The sequence below is a fragment of the Pseudomonas sp. SJZ078 genome (assembly GCF_007828255.1).
Lineage (GTDB): Bacteria > Pseudomonadota > Gammaproteobacteria > Pseudomonadales > Pseudomonadaceae > Aquipseudomonas.
Window position 1 is genome coordinate 336,036 of sequence record NZ_VIUG01000003.1, and the last position, 25,035, is coordinate 361,070.

The window sequence follows — 25,035 nt, forward strand, 5'->3', positions numbered from 1 at the left end:
CCATGACACGCAAAGCCTACCGCGCCGCCCTGCTCCACAGCCTCGCCGACCCGGCCGAGGTCGGCCTCGAAGCCTCTTATGAATATTTCGAGGATGGCCTGCTGGTGGTGGAAAACGGTCAGATCAGCGCCCTCGGCCACGCCCATGACCTGCTGCCGAGCCTGGCGGCGGACATCGAAATCGCCCATTACCCGGACGCACTGATCACCCCCGGGTTCATCGACACCCATATCCACCTGCCGCAGACCGGCATGGTCGGCGCCTATGGCGAACAACTGCTGGACTGGCTCAATACCTACACCTTCCCCTGCGAACGCCAGTTCGCCGACCCGGCCCACGCCGAAGCCGTGGCCGATATTTTCATCGAGGAACTGCTGCGCAACGGCACCACCACGGCCCTGGTGTTCGGCAGCGTGCACCCGGAATCGGTGAATGCCTTTTTTGAAGCAGCCGAGAAGCTCGACCTGCGGATGATCGCCGGTAAAGTGATGATGGATCGCAACGCCCCGGACTACCTGACCGACACCGCCGAATCCAGCTACACCGAGAGCAAGGCGCTGATCGAGCGCTGGCACGGCAAGGGCCGCCTGCACTACGCCGTGACCCCGCGCTTCGCCCCGACCAGCACGCCGGAGCAGTTGGCGTTGGCGGCTCAGTTGCTGGAGGAATACCCGGACCTGTACATGCAGACCCACATCAGTGAAAACCTGCAGGAAGTGCAATGGGTCAAGGCGCTATTTCCCGAGCGCAAGGGCTATCTGGACGTCTACGATCACTACAAGTTGCTCGGCGAGCGTTCAGTGTTCGCCCACGGTGTGCATCTGTGCGACGACGAATGCGCACGCCTGGCCGAAACCGGTTCGGCCATCGCGTTCTGTCCGACCTCGAACCTGTTCCTGGGCAGTGGCCTGTTCAACCTGCCGATGGCCGAAAAGCACAAGGTCAACGTGGGGCTAGGCACCGACGTCGGCGGGGGCACCAGCTTTTCGCTGCTGCAGACCCTGAACGAAGCCTACAAGGTGATGCAGTTGCAGGGCGCACGGCTGAGCCCGTTCAAATCGCTGTACCTGGCGACCCTCGGCGGCGCCCGGGCCTTGCGCCTGGAAGATCGAATCGGCACCTTGCAACCAGGCACCGATGCGGATTTCCTGGTGCTGGACTACAACGCTACGCCGCTGCTGAGCTATCGCCTCAAGCAGGCCAGGGACATTGCCGAGAGACTGTTCGTGTTGATGACGCTGGGGGATGACCGGACGGTGGCGCAGACCTATGCGGCTGGCAGGTTGGTGCATCAGCGGTAGGTTATCTATCGCCTGTCAGGCCGCTTTCGCGAGCAAGCCCGCTCCCACATTTGTTCAGCGTATGACTTAACAACGCGGTCGAATGTGGGAGCGGGCTTGCTCGCGAAGGGCACGACTCGGGTACCACTGATTCAATCAAAGCTTGGCCGTCGACCGCCCAGGCTTCTTGCTCTGCAGCAGATGCGAAAACACCGCATGCAAATCATCCGACGCGCCCTCTTCGTCGAGGTTGAGCTTGCTGTCGATGTGATCCATGTGATGCATCATCAAGTCCACTGCCAGCGTGGCATCCCGGGCTTCGATGGCATCGATCAACTGGGTGTGTTCGTCGTAGGAGCAGTGGGACCGGTTGCCGCTTTCGTACTGGGCGATGATCAGTGAAGTCTGGGACACCAGGCTGCGCTGGAAGCTGATCAGCGGGGCATTCCTGGCCGCCTCGGCCAGTTTGAGATGGAACTCACCCGACAGGCGGATGCCGGCGCCACGATCGCCACGGGAAAAACTGTCGCGTTCGTCGCTGACCATCTGGCGCAATTCGGCAAGCTGCTCGGCGGTAGCGTGCTGCACCGCCAGTTCGGTGATCGCCCGCTCCACCAGACGCCGGGCCATGAACACCTGGCGAGCCTCTTCGACACTCGGGCTGGCAACGACCGCGCCGCGATTAGGCCGCAACAACACCACCCCCTCATGGGCCAGACGCGACAACGCCCGGCGGATGATCGTGCGGCTGACCCCGAAAATCTCCCCCAGCGCCTCTTCGCTCAACTTTGTACCGGGCGCCAGTCGCTGTTCGAGGATGGCCTCGAAGATATGTGCATAGACGATATCGTCCTGGGTTCCGCTGCGGCCGGCTTTACCTGCTCGCGGTTGTTTCTTGAGGGGCTGCAACTGTTCGTTCATGGGCACTCGGGTCGGGAGAACTGCGGCGAATTGACCGTGACTGTAATACGGCACAGCGGATCGCTGGCAAGTATCGTGTAAAAAACACGGCGATTGTACACAACCTCTGATGGCAACACGACTGTACGGCTGTTTGCGGGCTTGGCTGTATTGCAATTGCTCACTGGGTTGAGTTTAGGCTTAAACCCTCAATCTGTGACACCTATGGCCTTGTTCCCACAGGTACATAATCTATCCAAGGATCCCCACTCACCATGACCGAAGTCACGACCGCGCCACTTCGCCCATTGGCCGATACCTCGCCCTCGGCCATCGTCGCCGGATTCATCGCCATGATGACCGGTTACACCAGTTCCCTGGTGTTGATGTTCCAGGCCGGCCAGGCGGCGGGGCTCACCAGCGGGCAGATTTCATCGTGGATCTGGGCGATCTCCATTGGCATGGCAGTGTGCTCCATCGGCCTGTCGTTGCGCTATCGCACGCCGGTCACCATCGCCTGGTCGACACCCGGCGCGGCACTGCTGATCACCAGCCTGGGCGGCGTGAGCTATGGCGAGGCCATTGGCGCCTACATCACCTGCGCGGCGCTGGTGACGATCTGCGGCCTGACCGGCAGCTTCGAGCGCTTGGTCAAGCGCATTCCGGCGTCGCTGGCGGCAGCGTTGCTGGCGGGCATCCTGTTCAAGATCGGCAGTGAGATTTTCGTCGCTGCCCAGCATCGTACCGGCCTGGTGCTGGGGATGTTCTTCACTTACCTGATCGTCAAGCGCCTGTCGCCTCGCTACGCGGTGCTGGCGGCGCTGCTGATCGGCACCGCGCTGTCAGGCCTGATGGGGTTGTTGGACTTCAGCGGCTTTGCCCTTGAAGTCGCCACACCGGTCTGGACCACGCCACACTTTTCCCTGGCCGCCACCATCAGCATCGGCATTCCGCTGTTCGTGGTGGCAATGACCTCGCAGAACATGCCGGGCATCGCCGTGCTCCGGGCCGACGGCTACCACGTACCGGCCTCGCCACTGATCACCTGCACCGGCATCGCCTCGCTGCTGCTGGCGCCGTTCGGCTCCCACGGTATCAACCTGGCGGCCATCAGCGCCGCCATCTGCACCGGCCCCCATGCTCACGAAGATCGCAACAAACGCTACACGGCAGCGGTCTGGTGCGGGATCTTCTACGGAATTGCCGGGGTATTCGGCGCCACTCTTGCGGCGTTGTTCGCGGCGCTGCCCAAGGAGCTGGTGTTGTCCATCGCGGCACTGGCGCTGTTCGGGTCGATCATCAACGGCTTGAGCATCGCCATGAGCGAAACCAGGGAACGGGAAGCGGCGCTGATCACCTTCATGGTCACGGCGTCGGGGCTGACGCTGTTTTCTGTCGGCTCGGCGTTCTGGGGGATTGTGGCGGGGGTGCTGACTTTGCTGATTCTGAATTGGCGCAGCGCCTGACAGTCTCTTAAAAGATTCGCGAGCAAGCCCGCTCCCACAGGGTTCGCAGGGACCCTGTGGGAGCGCGAAAGAGGCCGAGAGAGCAACCAACCTCAAAAGCCAGGCACAAAAAAACCGGCGCCCAATCGGGCTGCCGGTTCAGGACATCACGCCTTGGCGTTGATCGGCATGTCCGGGTGCCACACGTCGATCAGCGGGCTGACCGTCATGTTGGTCAGTTCGCTGCGGCCCTTGAGCCAGGCTTCAACGGCAGCACGTTGTTCTTCGGAAACCGAGCCACGCTTCTGCAGGCAAACCAGACCGTAGTCGTCGCCGCCGACGTAGCCCAGGCCATTGGCTTCCATGGCTTCTTTCAGGAAAGCGTCGAGGAAAGCGTCAATCGCCTCATCGTCCAGATCTTCTTTGAGATCCAGGTTCAGTTCGAAACCCAGCTCTTGAAACTCATCCACACACAGTTTTTTGCGCAGACGCCGGGAACGGTTAGTCGCCATTGGAACAATCCTCATCAGTAATAACGGCCGGCACTTTACCAGTTTGGTGCGACGATTGCCCGGTTGATCGGGTGTATCGGCCTACCGTCGGTAAAAAATTGCCTCATGAATGGGCTCAGGCACGGCCCATCCGGTGCGCCTTGGGGCATAATGCCGACACTTTCCTGACCGTTGAGGACGTTCATTTTTCATGTCCTCGTTTTTTCCCCTCGCCCGTAGGGTTTTATTACACATGATCAAATCTTTGCGTCCACTGCTCCTGGCCAGCCTTCTTCTTCCCCTGGCCCTCCCCGTTTCCACCAGCGCCGCTACGATTAACACCGCCCTGTCGCCCAATGTGCAGAAGGCCCTCAGGACCAGCAAGCTGCAAGACGACGCGCTGTCCCTGGTGATGGTGCCACTCAATGGCCCCGGCACCCCGACCCTCTACAACGCCGACGTCTCGGTCAACCCGGCCTCCACCATGAAACTGGTGACCACCTACGCCGCCCTGGAAATGCTTGGCCCCAATCACCAGTGGAAGACCGAGTTCTACACCGACGGCACCCTCAGCGGCGGGATCCTCAACGGCAATTTGTACCTCAAGGGTGGCGGCGACCCCAAACTGAACATGGAAAAGCTCTGGCTGCTGATGCGCGACTTGCGCGCCAACGGCGTACAACAGGTCACCGGTGACCTGGTGCTCGACCGCGGCTTCTTCATCCAGCCGCAACTGCCCGAGTTCAACGACGACGGCAACGATGAAAACAAGCCTTTCCTGGTCAAGCCCGACTCCCTGCTGGTCAACCTCAAGGCGCTGCGCTTCGTTGCCCGCAATGATGGCGGCCGGGTGTTGGTGTCGGTGGAGCCGCCGATTGCCAGCATCCACATCGATAACCAGGTCAAGGCGGTCAATTCCAAGCAATGCACCGGCGGCGTACGCTACAACCCGGTACCCCAGCCGGACGGCAGCGTGGCCGTGACGGTCGGCGGGCAGTTGGGCGATGGCTGCAGCTCCCAGACCTACCTGTCACTGCTGGACCACGCCACCTACACCGCTGGCGCGGTGCGGGCGATCTGGAAAGAACTGGGCGGCAGCATCCAGGGCAAGGACCGTCTGGCCGCCACCCCGAGCAACGCCAAGGTGCTGGCCCGGGCATTCTCGCCGGACCTGGCGGAGATCATCCGCGACATCAACAAGTACAGTAACAACACCATGGCTCAGCAGTTGTTCCTGAGCCTCGGTGCACAGTTCCGCAACGAAGCCGACGGTGACGACGCCAAGGCCGCGCAAAGGGTCGTGCGCCAATGGCTGGCCAAGAAAGGCATCACCGCACCGCACCTGGTGATGGAAAACGGCTCCGGCCTGTCCCGCGCCGAACGGGTCAGCGCCCGGGAAATGGCGGCGATGCTGCAAGCCGCCTGGCGCAGCCCCTATGCGGCCGAGTACATCAGTTCGATGCCGATTGTCGGCACCGACGGCACCATGCGCAAACGCCTCAAGACCACGGCCATGGCCGGCGAAGCCCACATCAAGACCGGCACCCTGAACACCGTGCGTGCCATCGCCGGGTTCAGCCGCGACGTCAACGGCAATACCTGGGCCGTGGTAGCGATCCTCAACGATCCGAAGCCATGGGGTGCTTCGTCGGTGCTGGACCAGGTGCTGCTGGACCTGTACCGCCAGCCGAAACTGCCGCAGACGGCTTCGGTGCTCTGATCCAGAACAAAAACTGATGTGGGGAGCGGGCTTGCTTGCGAAGGCGGTGTGACATTCAACACTTCCATTGCCTGATATGGCCCTTTCGCGAGCAAGCCCGCTCCCACATCAGGAGACATGTGGCGAGCGCAAACCTGCGAACTACCCCACCTGCATCTCGACCCGATCCCGTCCGGCCTGCTTCGCCGCGTACACCCCCGAGTCGGCCCGTAACAGCAGGGCATCCGCGCCTTCCCCGGCGCGCCAGCTGGCGATGCCGAAGCTGGCGGTGACCACGCCCACATCCTCGATCTCCGCCCCGCGCAGCCCCTCCCACAGCCCAATGGCCAAGGCATAGGCGCTTTCACCATCGGTGTCGGGACACAACACCACGAATTCTTCCCCACCCAGCCGACAGAAGACATCGGTACGCCGCAGACGCTGGGAAACGCGCAGGCAAACCGCCTGCAACACCCGGTCCCCCACGGCGTGGCCGTGCTGATCATTGATGCGCTTGAAGTGATCGATGTCGAGCATGATGACCGAAAGCTCCCCAGAACCGCGTTCGACCCGGGTCATTTCCGAGTTCAGGCGCTCCTGGAAATATCGCCGGTTGCGAATCCCGGTCAAGGCATCGGTCACGGACAATGCGCGCAACTCTTCTTCCACCCGCTTGAGATCGGAAATATCGGAGATATAGCCATGCCACAACACGCCACCGCCCGGCAGTTGCTCGGGTGTGGCCTCGCCACGCACCCAGCGCAGGCCACGCTGTGGCAGTTGCACCCGATATTCTTCGCGCCATGGGCTCAGGGTGTCGGCCGAGGCACGGATCGACGCTCGGACCCGCGCGTTGTCCAGTGAATGGATGCGGGAGAAAACAGCTTCGGCGTTCTGGACCAGCACGCTGGGCTCCAGCTCATAGATGTCACGAATGCCATCGCTGGCATAGATCACGCTGAAACGACCGTTGAAATCCATTTTGAACTGGTAGATGCCGCCAGGTACATGGGCACTGAGTTTCTTCAGCAGCAAGTCCCGGGCCGCCAGGGCCTCATGGACGCGCTTGCGTTCGGTGATGTCGATGCAAATCGCCAGGTGCCCGACCCAGAGCCCCTGGTCGTCGAGCACGGGCGTGGCCAGCATGTTCACGGTCAAGTGGCTGCCGTCACGCCGTACCAGGGTCCACTCCCGGGCCTGCTGGCCGCCCGCCTCGCCACCTTCGAGCAGCATCGCGTGACAGGTAGGAATCGGCTTGCCGAATCGGGCGCCAAGCTCTGCGGCCCGGGCCTGGAGCTCCCGCGGCACATGGAGGCTTTCGAGGGTCATGCTCTGCAGGACTTCGCAGCTTTGGTAGCCCAGCATCTGTTCGGCGCCGGCATTGAACGTGGTGATGACCCCACGCAGATCCGTGGCGATGATCGCGACCTGGGTCGCGGCATCCAGCACGCCGCGCAACTGGCTGTGGGTACCCCGCAGTTCCTGTTCCCGAGCGCGCAGTTCCTGGGTACGCTGCTCCACCAGAGTCAGGGCCCGTTGGCGCTGGCTGACCAGGACGTAGAGCAAGGCACTGAGCAGAAAACTGAGCAAACCGCCCAATACCACCAGACCCGACATCGCGGAGTGGTTGGTCGACAGGAACGTGCGACTGGGTCGTAGCTCTACCCGGTAATCATGCTCCGCCAGACGCAGCACACGGGTCGCCGCCAGATCACTGTCCCCGGGGAGCCCGGGGGACTCGAACAGCACCTCCTCCTGATCGGCATCGGACAGGTCCAGAACGCGCATCGAAAGGTTGTCATGGCTGGCCGACGGCAAGCCATCACCCACCAGTTGGCGCATGCTGATGGCCGCTACCACATAACCGAAAGGCTCCGTAGAGGGCCCCCGGGTGACCGGTGCCACCAGCAACACGCCACGGATAAAGGCAGGACCGACATCCACCAGATCCAATGGCTGCGATACCGCCAGGCTATTCTGGCGACGAGCACGCTCGAGCGCGGCGCGACGCAATGGATGGGAAAGCAGGTCGAAACCCAGCGTTGTCTCTTGGCAAGCCTGGCACTGCATATAGAGGATCGGCGCGTACTCGTCCCGTTCCGCAGCCTGCCGCAAACCGCCTGAATCGTCCGCTTCCCGGATGATGAAGGAGTTGACTCGCTTATTCCGTTCCCGTTGTTCGAATGCCTGCCGCTCGTCGCGAAGCACTCGTGGCGCCCAGGCAAAGGCCTGGGTACGCCGCAACAACGGTTCGGCGTAGCCATGGAATTCCTTTTCGGAAACCTCCACCGAGTTGGCAAAGAAACGCCGCAGGCTGTCGAGGCGCTGCTCCTGCTCCTGAAATCTTTCCTCGATACGGCTGAAGCGCTCTTCGGCTTGCAGTTCGAAGCGCTGGCGAAGTTGCTGGTTGAACAGGCTCATCATCGCCCAACTCAGCAAACCGGTCAGGAATATCCCGGCCAGCAACACCAGCGAAGCCACCAGCCAGGCCGATACATCTTCGCTGATAAAGCCCAGGATCCTGGGGCGCACCGGATGCAATGCCATAGACACAACTCGAAAAAGGGGCAGGCGTCGGTACAGCCCTGGCCACAGCCTCAGTTATAGCTATTAGCCATCACTTTGACCAGTCCTAAAATCGGCTGGAAGCCTTGATCTACAAGGCTCCGTGGATCCAATCGAGGATTTTCAACGAGCCATGATTTTCCAGGCACGGTGAATCTTGTTGTTGCGGACAAAGTCCGGATCGATGGTAGCGGCGGTGATTTCCTCCACCGCATAACGCTCGCCGAGATTGTCCTCGAGCTGGAACTTGCGGAAATTGTTGGAGAAATACAACACGCCACCCGGCGCCAGGCGAGCCATGGCCAGGTCCAGCAACTGGACGTGATCGCGCTGCACATCGAATACGCCTTCCATGCGCTTGGAGTTGGAGAAGGTCGGCGGGTCGATGAAAATCAGGTCATATTCGTCACGGCTGGCTTCAAGCCAGGCCATCACATCGCCCTGCTCCAGGCGGTTTTTGTCGGAAAAACCATTGAGCGACAGGTTGCGTCGCGCCCAGTCCAGGTAGGTTTTCGACAGATCGACGCTGGTGGTGCTGCGGGCTCCGCCCTTGGCGGCATGGACGCTGGCGGTCGCGGTGTAGCAGAACAGGTTGAGGAAGCGCTTGCCAGCCGCCTCCTTCTGGATCCGCAGGCGCATCGGCCGGTGATCGAGGAACAGCCCGGTATCCAGGTAGTCGGTCAGGTTGACCAGCAGCTTCACGCCACCTTCGTTGACCTCGGTGAACTTGCCCTGGGCGCTCTGGCGCTCGTATTGCCTGGTGCCGCTCTGGCGCTCGCGACGTTTGATCACGACGTGGCTCTTGTCGACATTCAGCGCCTGGGGAATGGCCGCCAGGGCATCGAACAACCGGGCCGAAGCCTTTTCCGGGTCAATGGATTTCGGCGCGGCATATTCCTGCACGTGCACCCAGTCGTGATAGAGGTCGATCGCCATGGAGTATTCCGGCATATCGGCGTCGTAGACCCGATAGCAGTCCACGCCTTCGCGCTTGACCCATTTGCCCAGTTGCTTGAGATTCTTTTGCAGGCGATTGGCGAACATCTGCCCGCCTTCGCTCAAGCGCGCCTGCTCGACCACAGGCGCGGGGGCCGGTGTCGGTTTGATCGGGTTGCCATTCTTGTTGTACTGGCGCTCTTGCGGTACCTCAGGCGCCTGTCCCTGCTCTTCCTGGTCAAGGCGGGCTTGCTCACGCTCGGCCTGACGCTGTTCCGGTGTGCGACGCTCGCCGGTGACGAACTGGTCCGGCAGTACCTTGATCAGCAGCAACTTGCACGGCAAGGCGCCGTTCCAGAAAGAATACTGCTTGTGGCTGCGGATACCCATGCGCTTGCCCAGGTCCGGAGCGCCGGTGAATACCGCAGCCTCCCAGTTCAGGCACGCCTGGCGCAGGCGCTCACCGAGGTTCTGGTAGAGGTAAAGCAGGCTGGCCTCATCGCCCAGACGCTCGCCGTACGGTGGGTTGCAGATCACCAGGCCTTTCTGGTTCTGGTCCGGACGCGGCTCGAACGTGGCGACCTCACCTTGATAGATCTTGATCCACTCGCTCAGGCCGGCACGCTCGACGTTGTTGCGACCTGGCTGGATCAGCCGTGGGTCGGCTTCATAACCGCGAATCCACAGGGGTGGCTTGGCCAGCCCGGCGGCGGCGCGGGCGGTGGCTTCTTCGTGGAGTTTCTTCCACAGCGCCGGCACGTGGCCCAGCCATGCGGTGAAACCCCATTGCTGGCGACGCAGGTTCGGCGCCATATCGGTGGCAATCATGCCCGCTTCCACCAGGAAGGTGCCGACGCCGCACATCGGGTCGGCCAGGGCGCCGCCTTCGGCGGCAATGCGCGGCCAGCCGGCACGGATCAGGACAGCGGCGGCGAGGTTTTCCTTCAGTGGCGCGGCACCTTGCTGCAGGCGATAACCACGCTGGTGCAGGCTGTGACCGGACAGGTCCAGGGAGAGGATCGCTTCGCCGCGGTCCAGGCGCAGGTGGATACGCAGGTCCGGGTTGAGCTTGTCGATGGTGGGTCGCTCGCCAGAGGGAGTGCGCAGCTTGTCGACGATGGCGTCCTTGACCTTCAAGGCGCCGAAGTGAGTGTTGTCGATGCCGGAGCCGTGGCCGCTGAACTCGACCGCCAGGGTGCCATCGGCCAGCATGTGATCCTGCCAATCGACGTCCAGCACGCCGTGGTACAGGTCCTCGGCGTTTTTCATGGGAAAACGCTTGAGCACCAGCAACACGCGATTGGCCAGGCGTGACCACAGGCACAGGCGATAGGCCGTTTCCATGTCGGCCACGCCGCGAACGGCCGAGGTGTGTTCGCGCGCCTCTTCAAGGCCAAGCCCGATGGCTTCCTCGAGTAGCAGGCCTTCGAGGCCCTTGGGGCAGGTGAGGAAGAGTTCGAAACGATCGGACATGGGGAGTTCCAGAGCCTTTGGCTAGTGGACCGGGGCAACGCATTGCCGGGTCAGGTTCAATCAGGTGCTTTTCTAAAAGAGCACCCGGTGGCACGAAAGTGTGCCGTGCCACCCTCGCCGCTCAGGTTAAAAGAGCTTAGATGCGAGGGCAGATAAAAAATTCGGTGTAACAAACTGATGAAAAGTCACCCCTTTCGTCGAATAGTACCCGAGTGCAACAGGGGGACATTCTCATCCGGGAAAAGGCAGCGCCTTTCAACGCAGGGCCGATCATACAGGGGTCTTGCTGAAAAGCGGACGCTGAACACACTGTTACTTATCGCCCTAACCTCTTTAATGTTACGTGCTTATGACAAAACGATCATTCCATCCATGTGACGCTTTGGTTAGAACTCAACACAGGTTGACGCCACAACGGCGCCAACACCTTGGCTCGTCACGCCGGCAACGAGCCACCAACGGCAGAATGATTCTGCCCCGGCCTCAACAGAGGCCGACGCGAAGTAACAGTCAACAAGTGAGGGCAATACCCTATGAGAAGACTTAAGCGTGATCCGTTGGAAAGAGCATTTTTACGCGGTTACCAATATGGTGTTGGTGGTAAATCCCGTGAGCTTTGCCCCTTTACTCTACCGTCGGTACGTCAAGCCTGGATCAATGGCTGGCGAGAAGGACGCGGCGACAACTGGGACGGTATGACCGGCACTGCGGGTATCCACAGACTCAACGAACTTCACGCCGTCGGCTGACACAGGGCTCAATACTCAGGAACTCGACAATTTCGTTCCACACATAACGATTTAACCACGCGCGTCCCATCCGGACGGCGGGCTACGGCCCAGGGGCTCCTTTGAGGAGCCCTTTTTAATGGGCGGGTTACGTATCGGTGTGTGTGACCTGCTCAGAATTCAAGTTGCGAACACTCTTGTGGCGAGGGGATTTATCCCCTCGCCACAGAGAAACATCTGCCAGCCGCGAAATCAGCCCAACGCCGCAATCGCATCCACCGACTCACGAATCAACGCCGGCCCCTTGTAGATGAAGCCCGAATAAATCTGCACCAGGCTTGCCCCTGCGGTGATCTTCTCGGCGGCATGCCGTCCTTCGGTGACCCCACCCGCAGCGATGATCGGCAAGCGTCCCGCCAGCTCCCCAGCCAGCACCTTCACCGTGTGGGTGCTCTTGTCACGTACCGGCGCGCCGGACAATCCTCCCGCTTCGTCACCGTGCTCCAGCCCTTCGACGCCTTCGCGGCCCAGCGTGGTGTTGGTGGCGATTACCGCATCCATACCTGTCTCGACCAGGGCCTGGGCCACTTGGGCGGTTTCTTCGTCGGTCATGTCCGGCGCGATCTTGATCGCCAACGGCACATGCCGGCCATGGGTCACCGCCAGCTCGGCACGGCGCCTGGCCAGGTCGGCCAGTAGTTGCTTGAGGGAGTCACCGAACTGCAGGCTGCGCAGCCCCGGAGTGTTCGGGGAGCTGACGTTGACGGTGACATAGCTGGCATGGGCGTAGACCTTGTCCAGGCATATCAGGTAATCGTCGACGGCACGGTCCACCGGCGTGTCGAAGTTCTTGCCGATATTGATGCCCAGCACGCCTTCGTATTTGGCGGCAGCCACGCGGGCCAGCAGGTTGTCCACTCCCAGGTTGTTGAAGCCCATACGGTTGATGATCGCCTCGGCTTGCGGCAGGCGAAACAGCCGTGGCTTGGGGTTGCCCGGCTGTGGCCGTGGCGTGACGGTGCCGATTTCCACGAAGCCGAACCCCAATTGCGCGAAGCCGTCGATGGCCGCGCCGTTCTTGTCCAGGCCCGCCGCCAACCCGACCGGGTTGGGGAATTGCAGGCCCATCACATTCACTGGCAACGATGCCGGCGCCTTGCACAACAGACCATTGAGGCCCAAACGTCCGCCCGCGCCGATCAGGTCCAGGGACAGATCGTGGGAGGTTTCCGGGGAGAGTTTGAACAGCAGTTCACGGGCCAGGGTGTACATGGGCGGCTTTGACTCGGGCGACGAAATGAGGCGGCGATTATAGCCGCGCAACGGCGGTTCAAGCGAGGCGCCTGCACAAAACAGCGCCGATGGCATATGCCTTGCACCCCTTTGGTCATCGACGCTCATGCCAACGATGGAATGAGTGCCACACTGTTTGAAGGACAACGGCGTCGTCATCCGGCCTTGCTCTGGCATTCGTCCGGGTACGGCGCTTTTTTATGTGGAAGGTGATGCCCCGATGAATGAAATTCCAGCCCACCCCCTGGCTTGGGTCAATGGCAGCGACGCCCCGGAAAAGAGCGCGATCGACCTGGGTTTCATGGCCTTGAGTGATTGCGCCCCGATCGTGGTGGCAGCCACCCAGGGCTTCGCCCAACCCTACGGCCTGACCTTGAACCTCAAGCGCCAGACCTCCTGGGCCAACCTGCGGGACAAGCTGGTCAGCGGTGAAATCGATGCAGCCCATAGCCTGTACGGCCTGATCTACGCCGTGCACCTGGGCATCGGCGGTGTCGCGCCGACCGACATGGCGGTGCTGATGGGGCTGAACCAGAACGGCCAGAGCATCAATCTCTCCCACGGTTTGCAGGCAATGGGCGTGACCAGTCCTGAGGCACTGGAGCGCCATGTGCACCAAACTCGCTCGAAACTGACTTTTGCCCAGACATTCCCTACCGGCACCCACGCGATGTGGCTTTATTACTGGCTCGCCGCACAAGGCATCCACCCCTTGTCGGATGTCGACAGCGTGGTGGTACCGCCACCGCAGATGATTGCGCACTTGCAGGCCGGGCGTATCGACGGGCTATGTGTCGGCGAACCCTGGTGCGCCAGCGCGGTGAAACAGAACCTCGGCTTCACCCTGGCGACGACCCAGACCATCTGGCCCGATCACCCGGAAAAAGTCCTGGGCTGTACCCGCGCGTTCGTCGAGCAGTACCCCAATACGGCGCGAGCGTTGGTGATGGCGATCCTCGAGGCCAGCCGTTTCATCGAACAGAGCACCGAGAACCGTCGCAGCACCGCACAACTGCTGAGCGCCCCCGAATATCTCGACGCGCCGCTGGACTGCATCGAACCCCGCCTGCTGGGTACCTATGCCGATGGCCTGGGCAACAGCTGGCAGGATCCCCACGCCATGCGCTTCCATGGCAACGGCGAGGTGAACGTGCCCTACCTGTCCGACGGCATGTGGTTCATGACCCAATTCCGGCGCTGGGGCCTGTTGCGAGAAGACCCGGACTACCTGACCGTGGCGCAGGAGGTCCAGCAACTCGAGCTGTATCGCCAGGCGTGCGCGGCGCTGGGCATCTCAACCACCTTCCAGGCCATGCGCAGCAGCCAGTTGATCGACGGCACCCTGTGGGACGGCTCGGATCCGGCCGGGTATGCCCGCAGTTTCAAACTGCACGCCTTGAGCGATGCGGCTCCCCTTCTCGCCAGCCGCTGACAGGAGCCCGACCATGCTGCGTATCCTGCTGATCAACGACACCGCGAAAAAAGTCGGCCGCCTCAAGGCCGCCCTGGTGGAAGCCGGGTTCGACGTCATTGACGAGTCCGGCCTGACCATCGACCTGCCGGAACGCGTCGAAACAGTGCGTCCGGACGTGATCCTGATCGATACCGAGTCACCCGGACGGGACGTCATGGAACAAGTGGTGCTGGTCAGTCGCGACCAGCCACGACCGATCGTCATGTTCACCGACGAGCACGACCCGGATGTGATGCGCCAGGCGATCAAGTCAGGGGTGAGTGCCTATATCGTCGAAGGCATCCATGCCGCGCGCCTGCAACCGATCCTGGACGTGGCCATGGCCCGCTTTGAAAGCGACCAGGCCCTGCGCGCGCAGCTCCTGGCCCGAGACCAGCAACTGGCCGAACGCAAGCGCATCGAACTGGCCAAGGGCATGCTGATGAAGATGAAGGATTGCAACGAAGAGCAGGCCTACACTCTGATGCGCCGCCAGGCCATGAGCCGCCAGCAGAAGCTGATCCAGGTGGCGGAGCAGATCATTGCGATGAATGAGTTGCTGGGCTGACGCCCTCGCGGCACCTGGCCCGGCGTCATCGCGAGCAGGCTCGCTCCCACAGGTTCTGTAGCCACTGAAGCTCCATTGTGGGAGCGGGCTTGCTCGCGAAAGCGATTCACCGTCCAACATTAATGTCGACTGAGCCACCGTCTTCGCGAGCAAGCCCGCTCCCACAGGTTGCATGCCCCCCCTGAAAATCCAATGTGGGAGCGATTGCTCGCGATAGCCCTTACGCCAATCCCTCCTGTTGGCACAGATCTCGCTTAAGCAACCCCACAGGTAACCAACGGCGGTTGCCCCACCTACGACAAAGACGTCGCACACCCTGCTCGCCCACTGGCGATTCGGGTTGCGGCGTTTTTTTGCTTTGGCCCCACCGTCCGGGGTCGGTGGGGTCGCCGTCGCGGCGCACCACTTCGAAGCACTGACTTTTTTCGAGACTTTCACAGCTGAGGTGCGCGATGAATTCAAGCTTCTGGAAATCCGGCCACACCCCGACCCTGTTCGCGGCCTTTCTCTACTTCGATCTGAGCTTCATGGTCTGGTACCTGCTCGGTCCACTGGCGGTGCAGATCTCCGCCGATTTGCACCTGACCACTCAACAACGCGGCCTGATGGTGGCAACGCCGATCCTGGCCGGCGCCGTGCTGCGCCTGTTCATGGGCCTGCTGGCCGACCGGATTTCGCCAAAGACCGCCGGCATGGTCGGCCAGGTGATCGTGATCGGCGCGCTGTTCTGCGCCTGGAAGCTGGGGATCCACAGCTACGAACAGGCACTGCTGTTGGGCCTGTTCCTGGGCATGGCCGGTGCGTCGTTTGCCGTCGCCCTGCCATTGGCGTCCCAGTGGTATCCGCCGCAACATCAGGGCAAAGCCATGGGCATTGCCGGTGCCGGTAACTCGGGCACCGTATTCGCCGCGATCATCGCGCCAGTGATGGCCGCCGCCTTCGGCTGGGGCAACGTGTTCGGTTTCGCGCTGATCCCGCTGGTCCTGACCCTGGTCATCTTCACCTGGCTGGCCAAAAACGCTCCCGAGCGGCCGAAAGCCAAATCCATGGCCGATTACCTCAAGGCCCTGGGTGACCGTGACAGCTGGTGGTTCATGTTCTTCTACAGCGTAACCTTCGGCGGCTTCATCGGCCTGGCCAGCGCCCTGCCCGGCTACTTCAACGACCAGTACAGCCTGAGTCCCGTGACCGCCGGCTACTACACCGCGGCCTGCGTCTTCGGCGGCAGCCTGATGCGGCCGTTGGGCGGCGCCCTGGCGGATCGTTTCGGCGGCATCCGCACCTTGCTGGGCATGTACACCGTGGCGGCCATCTGCATCGCGGCGGTGGGCTTCAACCTGCCCAACTCCTACGCGGCACTGGCACTGTTCGTCTGCACCATGCTCGGTCTCGGCGCGGGTAACGGCGCCGTGTTCCAACTGGTGCCACAACGTTTCCGCCGCGAAATCGGCGTGATGACCGGGTTGATCGGCATGGCCGGCGGCATCGGTGGCTTCGCCCTCGCGGCGGGCATGGGCGCGATCAAGCAAAGCACCGGCAGCTACCAATTGGCGCTGTGGTTGTTCGCCAGCTTGGGCGTGCTGGCCTGGTTCGGCCTGCACGGCGTCAAGCGTCGCTGGAGAACCACCTGGGGCTCGGCAGCCGTCACTGCGGCTCGGGTATAAACAGCAGCCATGAGTCTGCAACTGAGTTTCGCCGAAGCCACGGCCATCGGCCCGCGGGAGGAAAACCAGGACGCCCTGCGCCTGGTTACCCCGGCTCCGGCCCTGGCCGCCAGCAAAGGCTACCTGTTCGCCATTGCCGACGGCGTAAGCCAATGCGCCGACGGCGGGCTGGCCGCCCGTTCGACCTTGCAGGCCCTGGCCCTGGACTATTACTCCACGCCGCAAACCTGGGGCGTGGCCCAGGCGCTGGACCGGCTGTTGCTGGCACAGAATCGCTGGTTGCAGGCCAACGGTGGCGGGCAGCCGCTACTCACCACCGTCAGTGCCCTGGTGCTGCGTGGCCGGCGCTTCACCCTCGCCCACGTCGGCGATTGCCGGGTCTACCGCTGGCATGCCGATCATCTGCAACGGGTCAGCGAGGATCACGTCTGGGAGCAGCAAGGCATGCAACATGTGCTCAAGCGCGCCCTGGGGCTGGATCAACATCTGGTCCTGGACTTCCTCGACGGCGAACTGCGCACAGAAGAAACCTTCGTGCTGCTCAGCGACGGCGTCTGGGCGGTCCTGGGGGACACGGCCATTGCCGGCATCCTTCGGGACCAGCCGGACCTGAAACTCGCCGCCCAGACACTGATCAACGCCGCGCACCTGGCCGGTAGCCAGGACAACGCCAGCGCCTTGCTGGTACGGGTCGATGCGCTGGGCGAAGCGAGCATCGGCGATGCGCTGATCCAGCTGCAGCAATGGCCGCTGCCCCCAGCCCTGAAACCGGGCCAGGCGTTCGAGGGCTGGCAGGTCGAAGGGCTGCTCGGCCAGAGCCAGCAATCGCTGCTCTACCGGGTATACGACGTCCAGGGCCAGCCATGGCTGCTGAAAACCCTGCCGGTGCAGCTACGGGACGACAGCCGCGCCGGGCAGGCACTGCTGTCGGAAGAATGGTTTCTCAAGCGGGTCGCCGGCAGGCAGTTTCCGGAAGTCCACGGCGTTCCCCAGCGCCAGCACCTGTATTACGTGATGCGCGAATATCCGGGCATGACCCTGGCCGAGCTGTTCCACCAGTCCGGCGCCTTGCCCTTGGCGCAATGGCTGGACCTGGCGCAACGGCTGGTGCGGGCGGTGGGGTTGCTGCATCGACGGCAGATCTACCACCGCGACATCAAGCCGGAAAACCTGCACCTGGGGGACGATGGCGAACTGCGGTTATTGGATTTCGGGCTGGCGTACTGCCCCGGCTTGTCCGAAGACCAGGCCAACGTGTTGCCGGGCACACCCAGCTATATCGCACCGGAAGCCTTCGGCGGTGTCGCACCGACGGCGCAACAGGACCTGTATGCCGTCGGGGTGACCCTGTATTTCCTGCTGACAGGGCATTATCCCTACGGCGAAGTCGAGGCCTTCCAGCGACCGCGCTTTGGCGTGCCAGTCAGCGCCAGCCGCTATCGGCCGGACCTGCCCGAATGGCTCGGCCAAAGCCTGGAGCGCGCCGTTGCAGCGGATCCGCACGAGCGCTTTGAAACCGCCGAGGAATGGTTGCTGTTGCTGGAACAGGGCGAGCGCCGCAGCTTGAGCATCAGGCCCCGGCCATTGTTGGAGCGCGAACCGTTGAAGGTCTGGCGGACCTTGGCGTTGGTGTCGTTGGTGGTGAATATCGTGCTGCTGTTTCTGGTGTTCCACAGCTGAGATCCGGTTGCGCCCATCGCGAGCAGGCTCGCTCCCACAAGGGTCTGCTGTGTACACCTACCTTGTGCGCGCCTTCGATCCATTGTGGGAGCGAGCCTGCTCGCGATGGCGGCCTCTCGGCCAACTCCCCTCTCTCGCCCCACGCGCCATTACCGTGCAACACGCTTTGATTCAGTGCAATAACTCCCCCTCCAGCGCGCGCAGCCGCCGTCACACCCAATAAAACCGTGCCACGAAGCCACTTGGCACAACCACTGCATAACCTCTCTCACCATACATAAAGCAACGCCTCCAACGATGAAGGCGGTGCTTCCCGAGAGAACGGGACCAGGACAAAGGCGTCCTCGCTAGCACACTAGCGGGACGCCTTTTTTTGTTTTCGAAAAATTGCCGAGCCAGTCCGATCACCGTGATGAAACGTGACGAAACCGGGCCTGGGCTTGCGGAGAACCCTGATGAAAAAACTCAAACTGGTGATGATCGGCAATGGCATGGCCGGGGTTCGAACCCTCGAGGAGTTGCTCAAGCTGAGCAATGAGCTGTACGACATCACGGTGTTCGGCGCCGAGCCCCACACCAACTACAACCGCATCCTGCTTTCCCCCGTGCTCGCTGGCGAGCAGACCTTCGAAGACATCGTTCTCAACGATCTGAGCTGGTACCAGGACAACCACATCAACCTGCTGCTTAACCGCAAGGTCGTGGAGATCGACCGGATCAAGCGTCGGGTCATCGCCGAAGACGGCACCGAGGCCGAGTACGATCGCCTGCTGATCGCCACCGGTTCCACGCCATTCATCCTGCCGATTCCCGGCCACACGCTCGACGGCGTCATCGGCTATCGCGACATCGCCGACACCCAGGCGATGATCGAAACCGCCAGGACCCACAAGCACGCCGTGGTGATCGGCGGCGGCCTGCTGGGCCTGGAAGCCGCCAATGGTTTGAAGCTGCGGGGCATGGACGTGACCGTGGTGCACCTCGGTGAATGGTTGTTGGAACGGCAGTTGGACAAGACCAGCGGCCAATTACTGCAAACCGCCCTGGAAGACCGTGGCCTGAAATTTCGCCTCAACGAGCAGACCCAGGCCCTCCACGACGCCGGCAATGGCCGGGTCGGTTCGGTGCAGTTCAAGAACGGCGACGTCATTCCCGCTGATCTGGTGGTGATGGCTGCCGGCATCCGCCCCAACGTCGAACTCGCGGAAAAAGCCGGCATCCCATGCAGCCGCGGGATCCTGGTCAACGACACCATGCAGACCTATGACCCGCGCATCTACGCCATCGGCGAGTGCGCCAACCACCGCGGCACCGCCTACGGCTTGGTGGCCCCGCTGTTCGAACAGGCCAAGGTCTGCGCCAATCACCTCGCACAACTGGGTTTTGCCACCTATAAAGGCTCGGTGACCTCGACCAAGCTCAAGGTGACCGGCATCGACCTGTTCTCCGCCGGCGACTTCATGGGCGGCGAAGGCACCGAGACCATCACCCTCTCCGACCCCATCGGCGGCGTCTACAAGAAACTGGTGATCAAGGATGACGTGCTGGTCGGCGCCTGCCTGTACGGCGATACAGCAGATGGCGGCTGGTACTTCCGCCAGATCCGTGAGAACGCCGCCATCGGCGAAATCCGCGATCACCTGATGTTCGGTGAAAATGCCTTGGGCGACGTCGGCCATCAGGGCCAGGACAAAGCCATGAACATGGCCGATTCCGCTGAAGTCTGCGGTTGCAACGGCGTGTGCAAGGGCACCATCGTCAAGGCGATTCAGGAGCACGGCCTGTTCAGCGTCGATGACGTGAAAAAACACACCAAGGCCGCCAGCTCCTGTGGTTCCTGCGCCGGTCTGGTCGAACAGATCCTCATCAACACCGTCGGCGGCGCGGCCGACGTCAAGCCGAAAAGCGAAAAAGCCATCTGCGGCTGCAGCGACCTCAACCACGGCCAAATCCGTCAGGCGATCCGCGACGAGCACCTGCTGACCATCGCCGGCACCATGAACTACCTGAACTGGCGCACCCCGAACGGCTGCGCCACCTGCCGCCCGGCACTGAACTACTACCTGATTTCCACCTGGCCTGGCGAAGCCCACGACGATCCGCAATCCCGGCTGATCAACGAACGTGCCCACGCCAACATCCAGAAGGATGGCACCTACTCGGTCGTCCCGCGGATGTGGGGCGGCGTGACCACGCCGTCGGAGCTGCGGCGCATTGCCGACGTGGCTGACAAATACAGTGTGCCGATGGTCAAGGTCACCGGCGGGCAGCGCATCGACTTGCTGGGCATCAAGAAGCAGGATCTGCCCGGCGTCTGGGCAGACCTCGATATGCCGTCCGGCCATGCCTATGGCAAATCCATCCGCACCGTGAAAACCTGCGTGGGCAGCGAGTTCTGTCGCTTTGGTACGCAGAACTCCACGCAACTGGGCATCGAACTGGAACACGACCTGTTCAACATGTGGTCGCCGCACAAGGTGAAGCTGGCCGTCTCCGGTTGCCCTCGCAACTGCTCGGAAGCCGGCATCAAGGACGTGGGCATTATCGGTGTCGATTCCGGCTGGGAGATGTACATCGGCGGCAATGGCGGGATCAAGACCGAAGTCGCCGAGTTCTTCGTCAAGCTCAAGACCGCCGAGCAAGTGCGCGAATACAACGGTGCCTTCCTGCAGCTGTACCGCGAAGAAGCCTTCTACCTCGAGCGCACCGTGCATTACATGCAGCGGGTCGGCATGGAGCACATCAAGAAAGCCGTGCTCGAAGACCCGGCGCGGCGCAAGGCCCTTCACGAGCGCCTGAAGTTTTCCCTGTCGCTGGAACAGGACCCGTGGAAACAACGCCTGGAACAGCCTCAGTTGAAGAAAGAGTTCGAGGTCATCCCCGTGAAAAACCTGGAGGTGCCGGCATGAACTGGCTGGATATCTGCGCACTGGAAGACATCAATGCCCTGGGCTCGCGCATCATCAATGGCCCGAAGGGCGATATCGCGATTTTTCGTACCAGCGACGATGAAGTGTTCGCACTCGATGACCGCTGCCCGCACAAGGGTGGTCCGTTATCCCAGGGCTTGATCTACGGCAAGCGCGTGGCCTGCCCGCTGCACAATTGGCAGATCGACCTGGAAACCGGCCAGGCCCAGGCGCCGGATGTGGGTTGTGCCCATCATCATTCGGCACGGGTCGAGAACGGCCGGGTGCTGTTGGCGCTAAGGGACGCAAGCTGATGAACCGCCAGACCACTGCCTCGACCTGCTGTTACTGCGGGGTCGGTTGCGGCGTGCTGATCGAACATGACGACGAGCGCATCCTCGGCGTCAGTGGCGATCCCACCCATCCGGCCAATTTCGGCAAACTGTGCAGCAAGGGCTCGACCCTGCACCTGACCGGCGACCTCGCAGCTCGGGCCCTGTACCCCGAGCTGCGCCTGGGCAAAGGCCTGGCCCGCGCCCGCACCGACTGGGACAGCGCCCTGGAACACGCCGCCAGCGTATTCGCCGAAACCATCGCCGAACACGGTCCCGACAGCGTGGCGTTCTACATCTCCGGCCAGTTGCTGACCGAGGACTACTACGCCTTCAACAAACTCGCCCGGGCATTGGTGGGCACCAACAACATCGACAGCAATTCCCGGCTGTGCATGTCCTCCGCCGTGGTGGGTTACAAGCGCAGCCTCGGCGCCGACGCCCCGCCCTGCAGCTATGAAGACCTGGAATTGAGCGACTGTGTGATGATCGTCGGCAGTAACATGGCCTACGCCCATCCCATCCTCTTTCGCCGCCTCGAAGAGGCCAAATCCCGCCGGCCGCAGATGAAAATCATCGTCATCGACCCGCGGCGCACCGACACCTGCGACTTGGCGGACCTGCACCTGGCGATCCTTCCGGGCACCGATGTCGCCTTGTTCCATGGGATTTTGCACCTGCTGCTGTGGGAAGACTGGGTCGACCGCGACTTCATCAAGGCCCACACCGAAGGCCTGGCGGACCTGAAGAACCTGGTGCGCGATTACACCCCAGCGATGGTCGCCCAGCTGTGCGGCATCAGCGTCGAGCAACTGAACGAGTGCGCCGAATGGGTCGGCACCTCGCCAAGCTTTCTGTCGTTGTGGTGCATGGGCCTGAACCAGTCCACCGCCGGCAGCGCCAAGAACAGTGCCTTGATCAACCTGCACCTGGCCACCGGACAGATCGGTCGCCCGGGTGCCGGGCCCTTCTCGCTGACTGGCCAGCCCAACGCCATGGGCGGGCGGGAAACCGGCAGTCTGTCGAACCTGCTGCCAGGCCACCGCGAAGCCGCCAACCCGGAGCATCGCGCCGAAGTCGCCGAATACTGGGGCGTCGAGCAACTGCCCGCCAGTCCCGGCTTGAGCGCCATCGAGTTGTTCGAGCAGGTGCGCAACGGCAAGATCAAGGCCTTGTGGATCGCCTGCACCAACCCGGCTCAATCGATGCCGGACCAGACAGCGCTCCGGGCGGCCCTGCAGGCCTGCCCATTCGTGGTGCTGCAAGAGGCCTTCCGCACCACCGAGACCGCCGGGTTTGCCGACCTGCTGTTGCCAGCGGCCAGTTGGGGCGAAAAGGAAGGTTCGGTGACCAACTCCGAACGACGCATTTCCCACGTCCGCCGAGCCATCGGCGCACCGGGCGAAGCACGACCAGACTGGGCCATTACGGTGGATTTCGCACAACGTCTGGAGAAACGTCTGCGGCCGGGCCAGCCCAGCCTGTTCGCCTTCGACACACCTGCGCAGTTGTTCGACGAATACAAGCAATTGACCCGCGGACAGGATCTCGACCTGTCCGGCATCAGCCATGAACTGATCGATCAGCTTGGCCCCCAGCAATGGCCATTCCCGGACGGCGCCACGGTCGGAACGGCCCGCCTGTACGTCGATGGGATTTTCCCCACCGACAACGGCCGTGCGCGGTTCGTCGCCGAACCGTATCGCGCCGCCAGGGAACTGCGTGACGCCCGTTACCCGTTGACCCTCAACACCGGCCGCCTGCGGGATCAGTGGCACGGCATGAGCCGTACCGGCACCGCCGCGCGGTTGTTCGGGCACGTGAACGAAGCCGTACTCAGCCTGCACCCCGACGAGCTGCAGCGCCAGCGCCTGCAAGCGGGCGACCTGGTCAGCCTCAAGAGCCGTCGCGGCAGCGTGATCGTGGCTGTGGACAGCGACGACAGCGTGCGCCCCGGCCAGGCGTTCCTGCCCATGCACTGGGGTGATCGATTCCTCAAAGGCGGCGTGAATACTCTGACTCAACCGGCTTTCGACCCACTGTCGAAACAACCGGAACTCAAGCACAGCGGCGTGCGCCTGGAGCCGGTAAACCTGCCTTGGCAGCTTTTCGCCTTGATCGAAGGCGATGTTCAACAGCATCTTGAGACCTTGCGTCCGCTGTGCGAGGCGTTTGCCTATGTCAGCCTGAGCCTGACTGGCCGTGAACGTCCCGCGCTGCTGATTCGCGCCGCCAGCACCGAAGCGCCTGACCCCGCACTGCTACAAGCGATCGACGAACAACTGGAACTGATCGACGGGCCGGTGTTGGCCTACGACGATCCCCGTCGCGCCATCGGTAAACGGGTGCGGATCGAAAACGGCCGTATCACCGCCATCCGTCTGGCCGGCGAAACCCTCGCCCGCCATTGGTTGCAGAACCTGTGGCAGGAGGGTCGTGCCGACGAGCAACTGCGCCGTTGGTTGTTGGCGCCGTTAAGTGCGCCACCGGGCAACGCTGGCGCAACGGCAGGCGGCAGCAAGACCTTGTGCAACTGCCTGAACGTCAGCCAGCGTGCGATCTGCGCCGGCATTGAACGAGGGCTGGATCTGCAAGGGCTGAAACAGGAACTGGGCTGTGGTACGCAATGCGGCTCCTGCGTCCCGGAAATCAAGCGCCTGCTGGTTGCCACTGCGCAACCGATGGCCGCTCTCTCGTGAGGAAAACACTATGAACGCAAAAGTCTGGCTGGTGGGTGCGGGTCCTGGCGACCCCGAATTGCTGACCCTCAAGGCCGTGCGCGCCCTGCGCGAAGCCGACGTGGTGTTGATCGACGATCTGGTCAACGAGGCGGTGCTGGAACATTGTTGCGGTGCGCGCATCATCGCGGTAGGCAAGCGCGGCGGCTGCCGCTCCACGCCACAAGCCTTCATCCATCGGCTGATGCTGCGCTATGCGCGCCAAGGCAGATGCGTGGTCCGCCTCAAGGGCGGCGACCCGTGCATCTTTGGCCGAGGCGGCGAAGAGGCGCAATGGCTGCGCGAGCATGGCATCGAAGTGGAGCTGGTCAATGGCATCACGGCCGGGCTGGCGGGAGCGACCCAGTGCAATATTCCCTTGACCTTGCGCGGCATTGCCCGGGGCGTAACGCTGGTCACTGCCCACACCCAGGACGGCAGCAGCCTGAACTGGCAAGCCCTGGCGCAAAGCGGGACGACCCTGGTGGTGTATATGGGGGTGGCGAAACTGAGCGAGATCCGCGAGCAACTGCTGGCCGGTGGCCTGGCAGCGGATACCCCCGTAGCCATGATCGAGAATGCCTCCCTGCCTCATCAACGAGACTGCCGTAGCGATCTGGCTTCGATGGAGGCCGACGCAGGTGCGTTTCAACTCAAGAGCCCGGCGATCCTGGTTATCGGTGCAGTGGCAAGCGCCACCGAACTGGCGCAACCTGCCTGGCTTCAAGCCATTGCCCTATAACCCTTTCCCCACAGGCATTTTTCTTTTTCATAAATCGCAGACAAAGAAAAGCCCGGCATAAGCCGTAATGCTGTTCACTTAAGCGGAGCGGCCTTACGATCTACCGGATACCGAGTTTTGGAAATCTTCACTGTCCTCGGCCGCCCTGGCCTTGGACGGT

Annotated in this window: 17 protein-coding genes; 12 read left to right on the forward strand and 5 right to left on the reverse strand. The window is 62.3% G+C overall.

The window, feature by feature from the left end:
- Window positions 1-2 precede the first annotated feature (2 nt).
- Window positions 3-1,301: a guanine deaminase gene (gene guaD, locus FBY02_RS05330; protein WP_178111935.1), complete on the forward strand. Its 1,299-nt coding sequence runs from the start codon at window positions 3-5 to the stop codon at window positions 1,299-1,301.
- Between the two features lie 135 nt (window positions 1,302-1,436).
- Here the strand turns inward: guaD and FBY02_RS05335 are convergent, their stop codons facing one another.
- Window positions 1,437-2,201, reverse strand: coding sequence for a GntR family transcriptional regulator (locus FBY02_RS05335; RefSeq protein ID WP_024776765.1), 765 nt, complete (start codon window positions 2,199-2,201; stop codon window positions 1,437-1,439).
- Between the two features lie 254 nt (window positions 2,202-2,455).
- Here FBY02_RS05335 and FBY02_RS05340 point away from each other — a divergent pair, with 254 nt between their 5' ends.
- The gene (locus FBY02_RS05340; protein ID WP_144924288.1) at window positions 2,456-3,646 is read left to right on the forward strand and encodes a benzoate/H(+) symporter BenE family transporter; all 1,191 of its coding nucleotides are present in this window, start codon (window positions 2,456-2,458) and stop codon (window positions 3,644-3,646) included.
- Between the two features lie 146 nt (window positions 3,647-3,792).
- On the opposite strand, the gene FBY02_RS05345 is transcribed toward FBY02_RS05340, so the two are convergent.
- On the reverse strand, window positions 3,793-4,137 hold the full coding sequence (locus FBY02_RS05345) for a YggL family protein (RefSeq protein ID WP_024776763.1): 345 nt from the start codon (window positions 4,135-4,137) through the stop codon (window positions 3,793-3,795).
- A gap of 232 nt (window positions 4,138-4,369) precedes the next feature.
- On the opposite strand from FBY02_RS05345, the gene dacB reads away from it, so the two are divergent.
- Window positions 4,370-5,836, forward strand: coding sequence for a D-alanyl-D-alanine carboxypeptidase/D-alanyl-D-alanine-endopeptidase (dacB, locus tag FBY02_RS05350; protein WP_144924291.1), 1,467 nt, complete (start codon window positions 4,370-4,372; stop codon window positions 5,834-5,836).
- 141 nt (window positions 5,837-5,977) lie between these two features.
- On the opposite strand, the gene FBY02_RS05355 is transcribed toward dacB, so the two are convergent.
- The gene (locus FBY02_RS05355) at window positions 5,978-8,362 is read right to left on the reverse strand and encodes a GGDEF domain-containing protein (protein ID WP_144924296.1); all 2,385 of its coding nucleotides are present in this window, start codon (window positions 8,360-8,362) and stop codon (window positions 5,978-5,980) included.
- 141 nt (window positions 8,363-8,503) lie between these two features.
- Window positions 8,504-10,789: a bifunctional 23S rRNA (guanine(2069)-N(7))-methyltransferase RlmK/23S rRNA (guanine(2445)-N(2))-methyltransferase RlmL gene (gene rlmKL / locus FBY02_RS05360; protein WP_144924299.1), complete on the reverse strand. Its 2,286-nt coding sequence runs from the start codon at window positions 10,787-10,789 to the stop codon at window positions 8,504-8,506.
- A 533-nt stretch (window positions 10,790-11,322) separates the two neighbouring features.
- Between rlmKL and rmf the strand changes: the two genes are divergently transcribed.
- Entirely contained in the window at window positions 11,323-11,538 is a 216-nt protein-coding gene (gene rmf, locus FBY02_RS05365) for a ribosome modulation factor (RefSeq protein ID WP_003223300.1), read from the forward strand.
- A 231-nt stretch (window positions 11,539-11,769) separates the two neighbouring features.
- Here rmf and FBY02_RS05370 read toward each other — a convergent pair whose 3' ends face one another.
- Entirely contained in the window at window positions 11,770-12,789 is a 1,020-nt protein-coding gene (locus FBY02_RS05370; protein ID WP_144924302.1) for a quinone-dependent dihydroorotate dehydrogenase, read from the reverse strand.
- Between the two features lie 241 nt (window positions 12,790-13,030).
- On the opposite strand from FBY02_RS05370, the gene FBY02_RS05375 reads away from it, so the two are divergent.
- The 8 genes from FBY02_RS05375 to cobA all read left to right on the forward strand — a co-directional run bounded on the left by FBY02_RS05375 (window position 13,031) and on the right by cobA (window position 24,875).
- A complete protein-coding gene (locus tag FBY02_RS05375) occupies window positions 13,031-14,242 on the forward strand; it encodes a CmpA/NrtA family ABC transporter substrate-binding protein (RefSeq protein WP_144924305.1) in 1,212 nt (403 codons plus the stop codon).
- A gap of 13 nt (window positions 14,243-14,255) precedes the next feature.
- Window positions 14,256-14,831 (forward strand): ANTAR domain-containing response regulator, encoded by a 576-nt coding sequence (locus FBY02_RS05380; protein WP_024776757.1) that lies wholly within the window; start codon window positions 14,256-14,258, stop codon window positions 14,829-14,831.
- A 452-nt stretch (window positions 14,832-15,283) separates the two neighbouring features.
- Complete coding sequence (locus FBY02_RS05390) at window positions 15,284-16,495, forward strand: NarK/NasA family nitrate transporter (protein WP_144924308.1); 1,212 nt, start codon at window positions 15,284-15,286, stop codon at window positions 16,493-16,495.
- Between the two features lie 9 nt (window positions 16,496-16,504).
- Window positions 16,505-18,175 (forward strand): bifunctional protein-serine/threonine kinase/phosphatase, encoded by a 1,671-nt coding sequence (locus FBY02_RS05395; protein ID WP_144924311.1) that lies wholly within the window; start codon window positions 16,505-16,507, stop codon window positions 18,173-18,175.
- 455 nt (window positions 18,176-18,630) lie between these two features.
- Window positions 18,631-21,084, forward strand: a complete 2,454-nt coding sequence (gene nirB / locus FBY02_RS05400) for a nitrite reductase large subunit NirB (protein ID WP_144924314.1) — start codon at window positions 18,631-18,633, stop codon at window positions 21,082-21,084.
- A complete protein-coding gene (nirD, locus tag FBY02_RS05405; protein ID WP_024776753.1) occupies window positions 21,081-21,398 on the forward strand; it encodes a nitrite reductase small subunit NirD in 318 nt (105 codons plus the stop codon). Before nirB ends, nirD begins: the two co-directional genes overlap by 4 nt.
- On the forward strand, window positions 21,398-24,115 hold the full coding sequence (locus tag FBY02_RS05410) for a nitrate reductase (protein WP_144924317.1): 2,718 nt from the start codon (window positions 21,398-21,400) through the stop codon (window positions 24,113-24,115). Before nirD ends, FBY02_RS05410 begins: the two co-directional genes overlap by 1 nt.
- A gap of 10 nt (window positions 24,116-24,125) precedes the next feature.
- The gene (cobA, locus tag FBY02_RS05415) at window positions 24,126-24,875 is read left to right on the forward strand and encodes a uroporphyrinogen-III C-methyltransferase (protein ID WP_144924320.1); all 750 of its coding nucleotides are present in this window, start codon (window positions 24,126-24,128) and stop codon (window positions 24,873-24,875) included.
- Window positions 24,876-25,035: the final 160 nt, after the last annotated feature.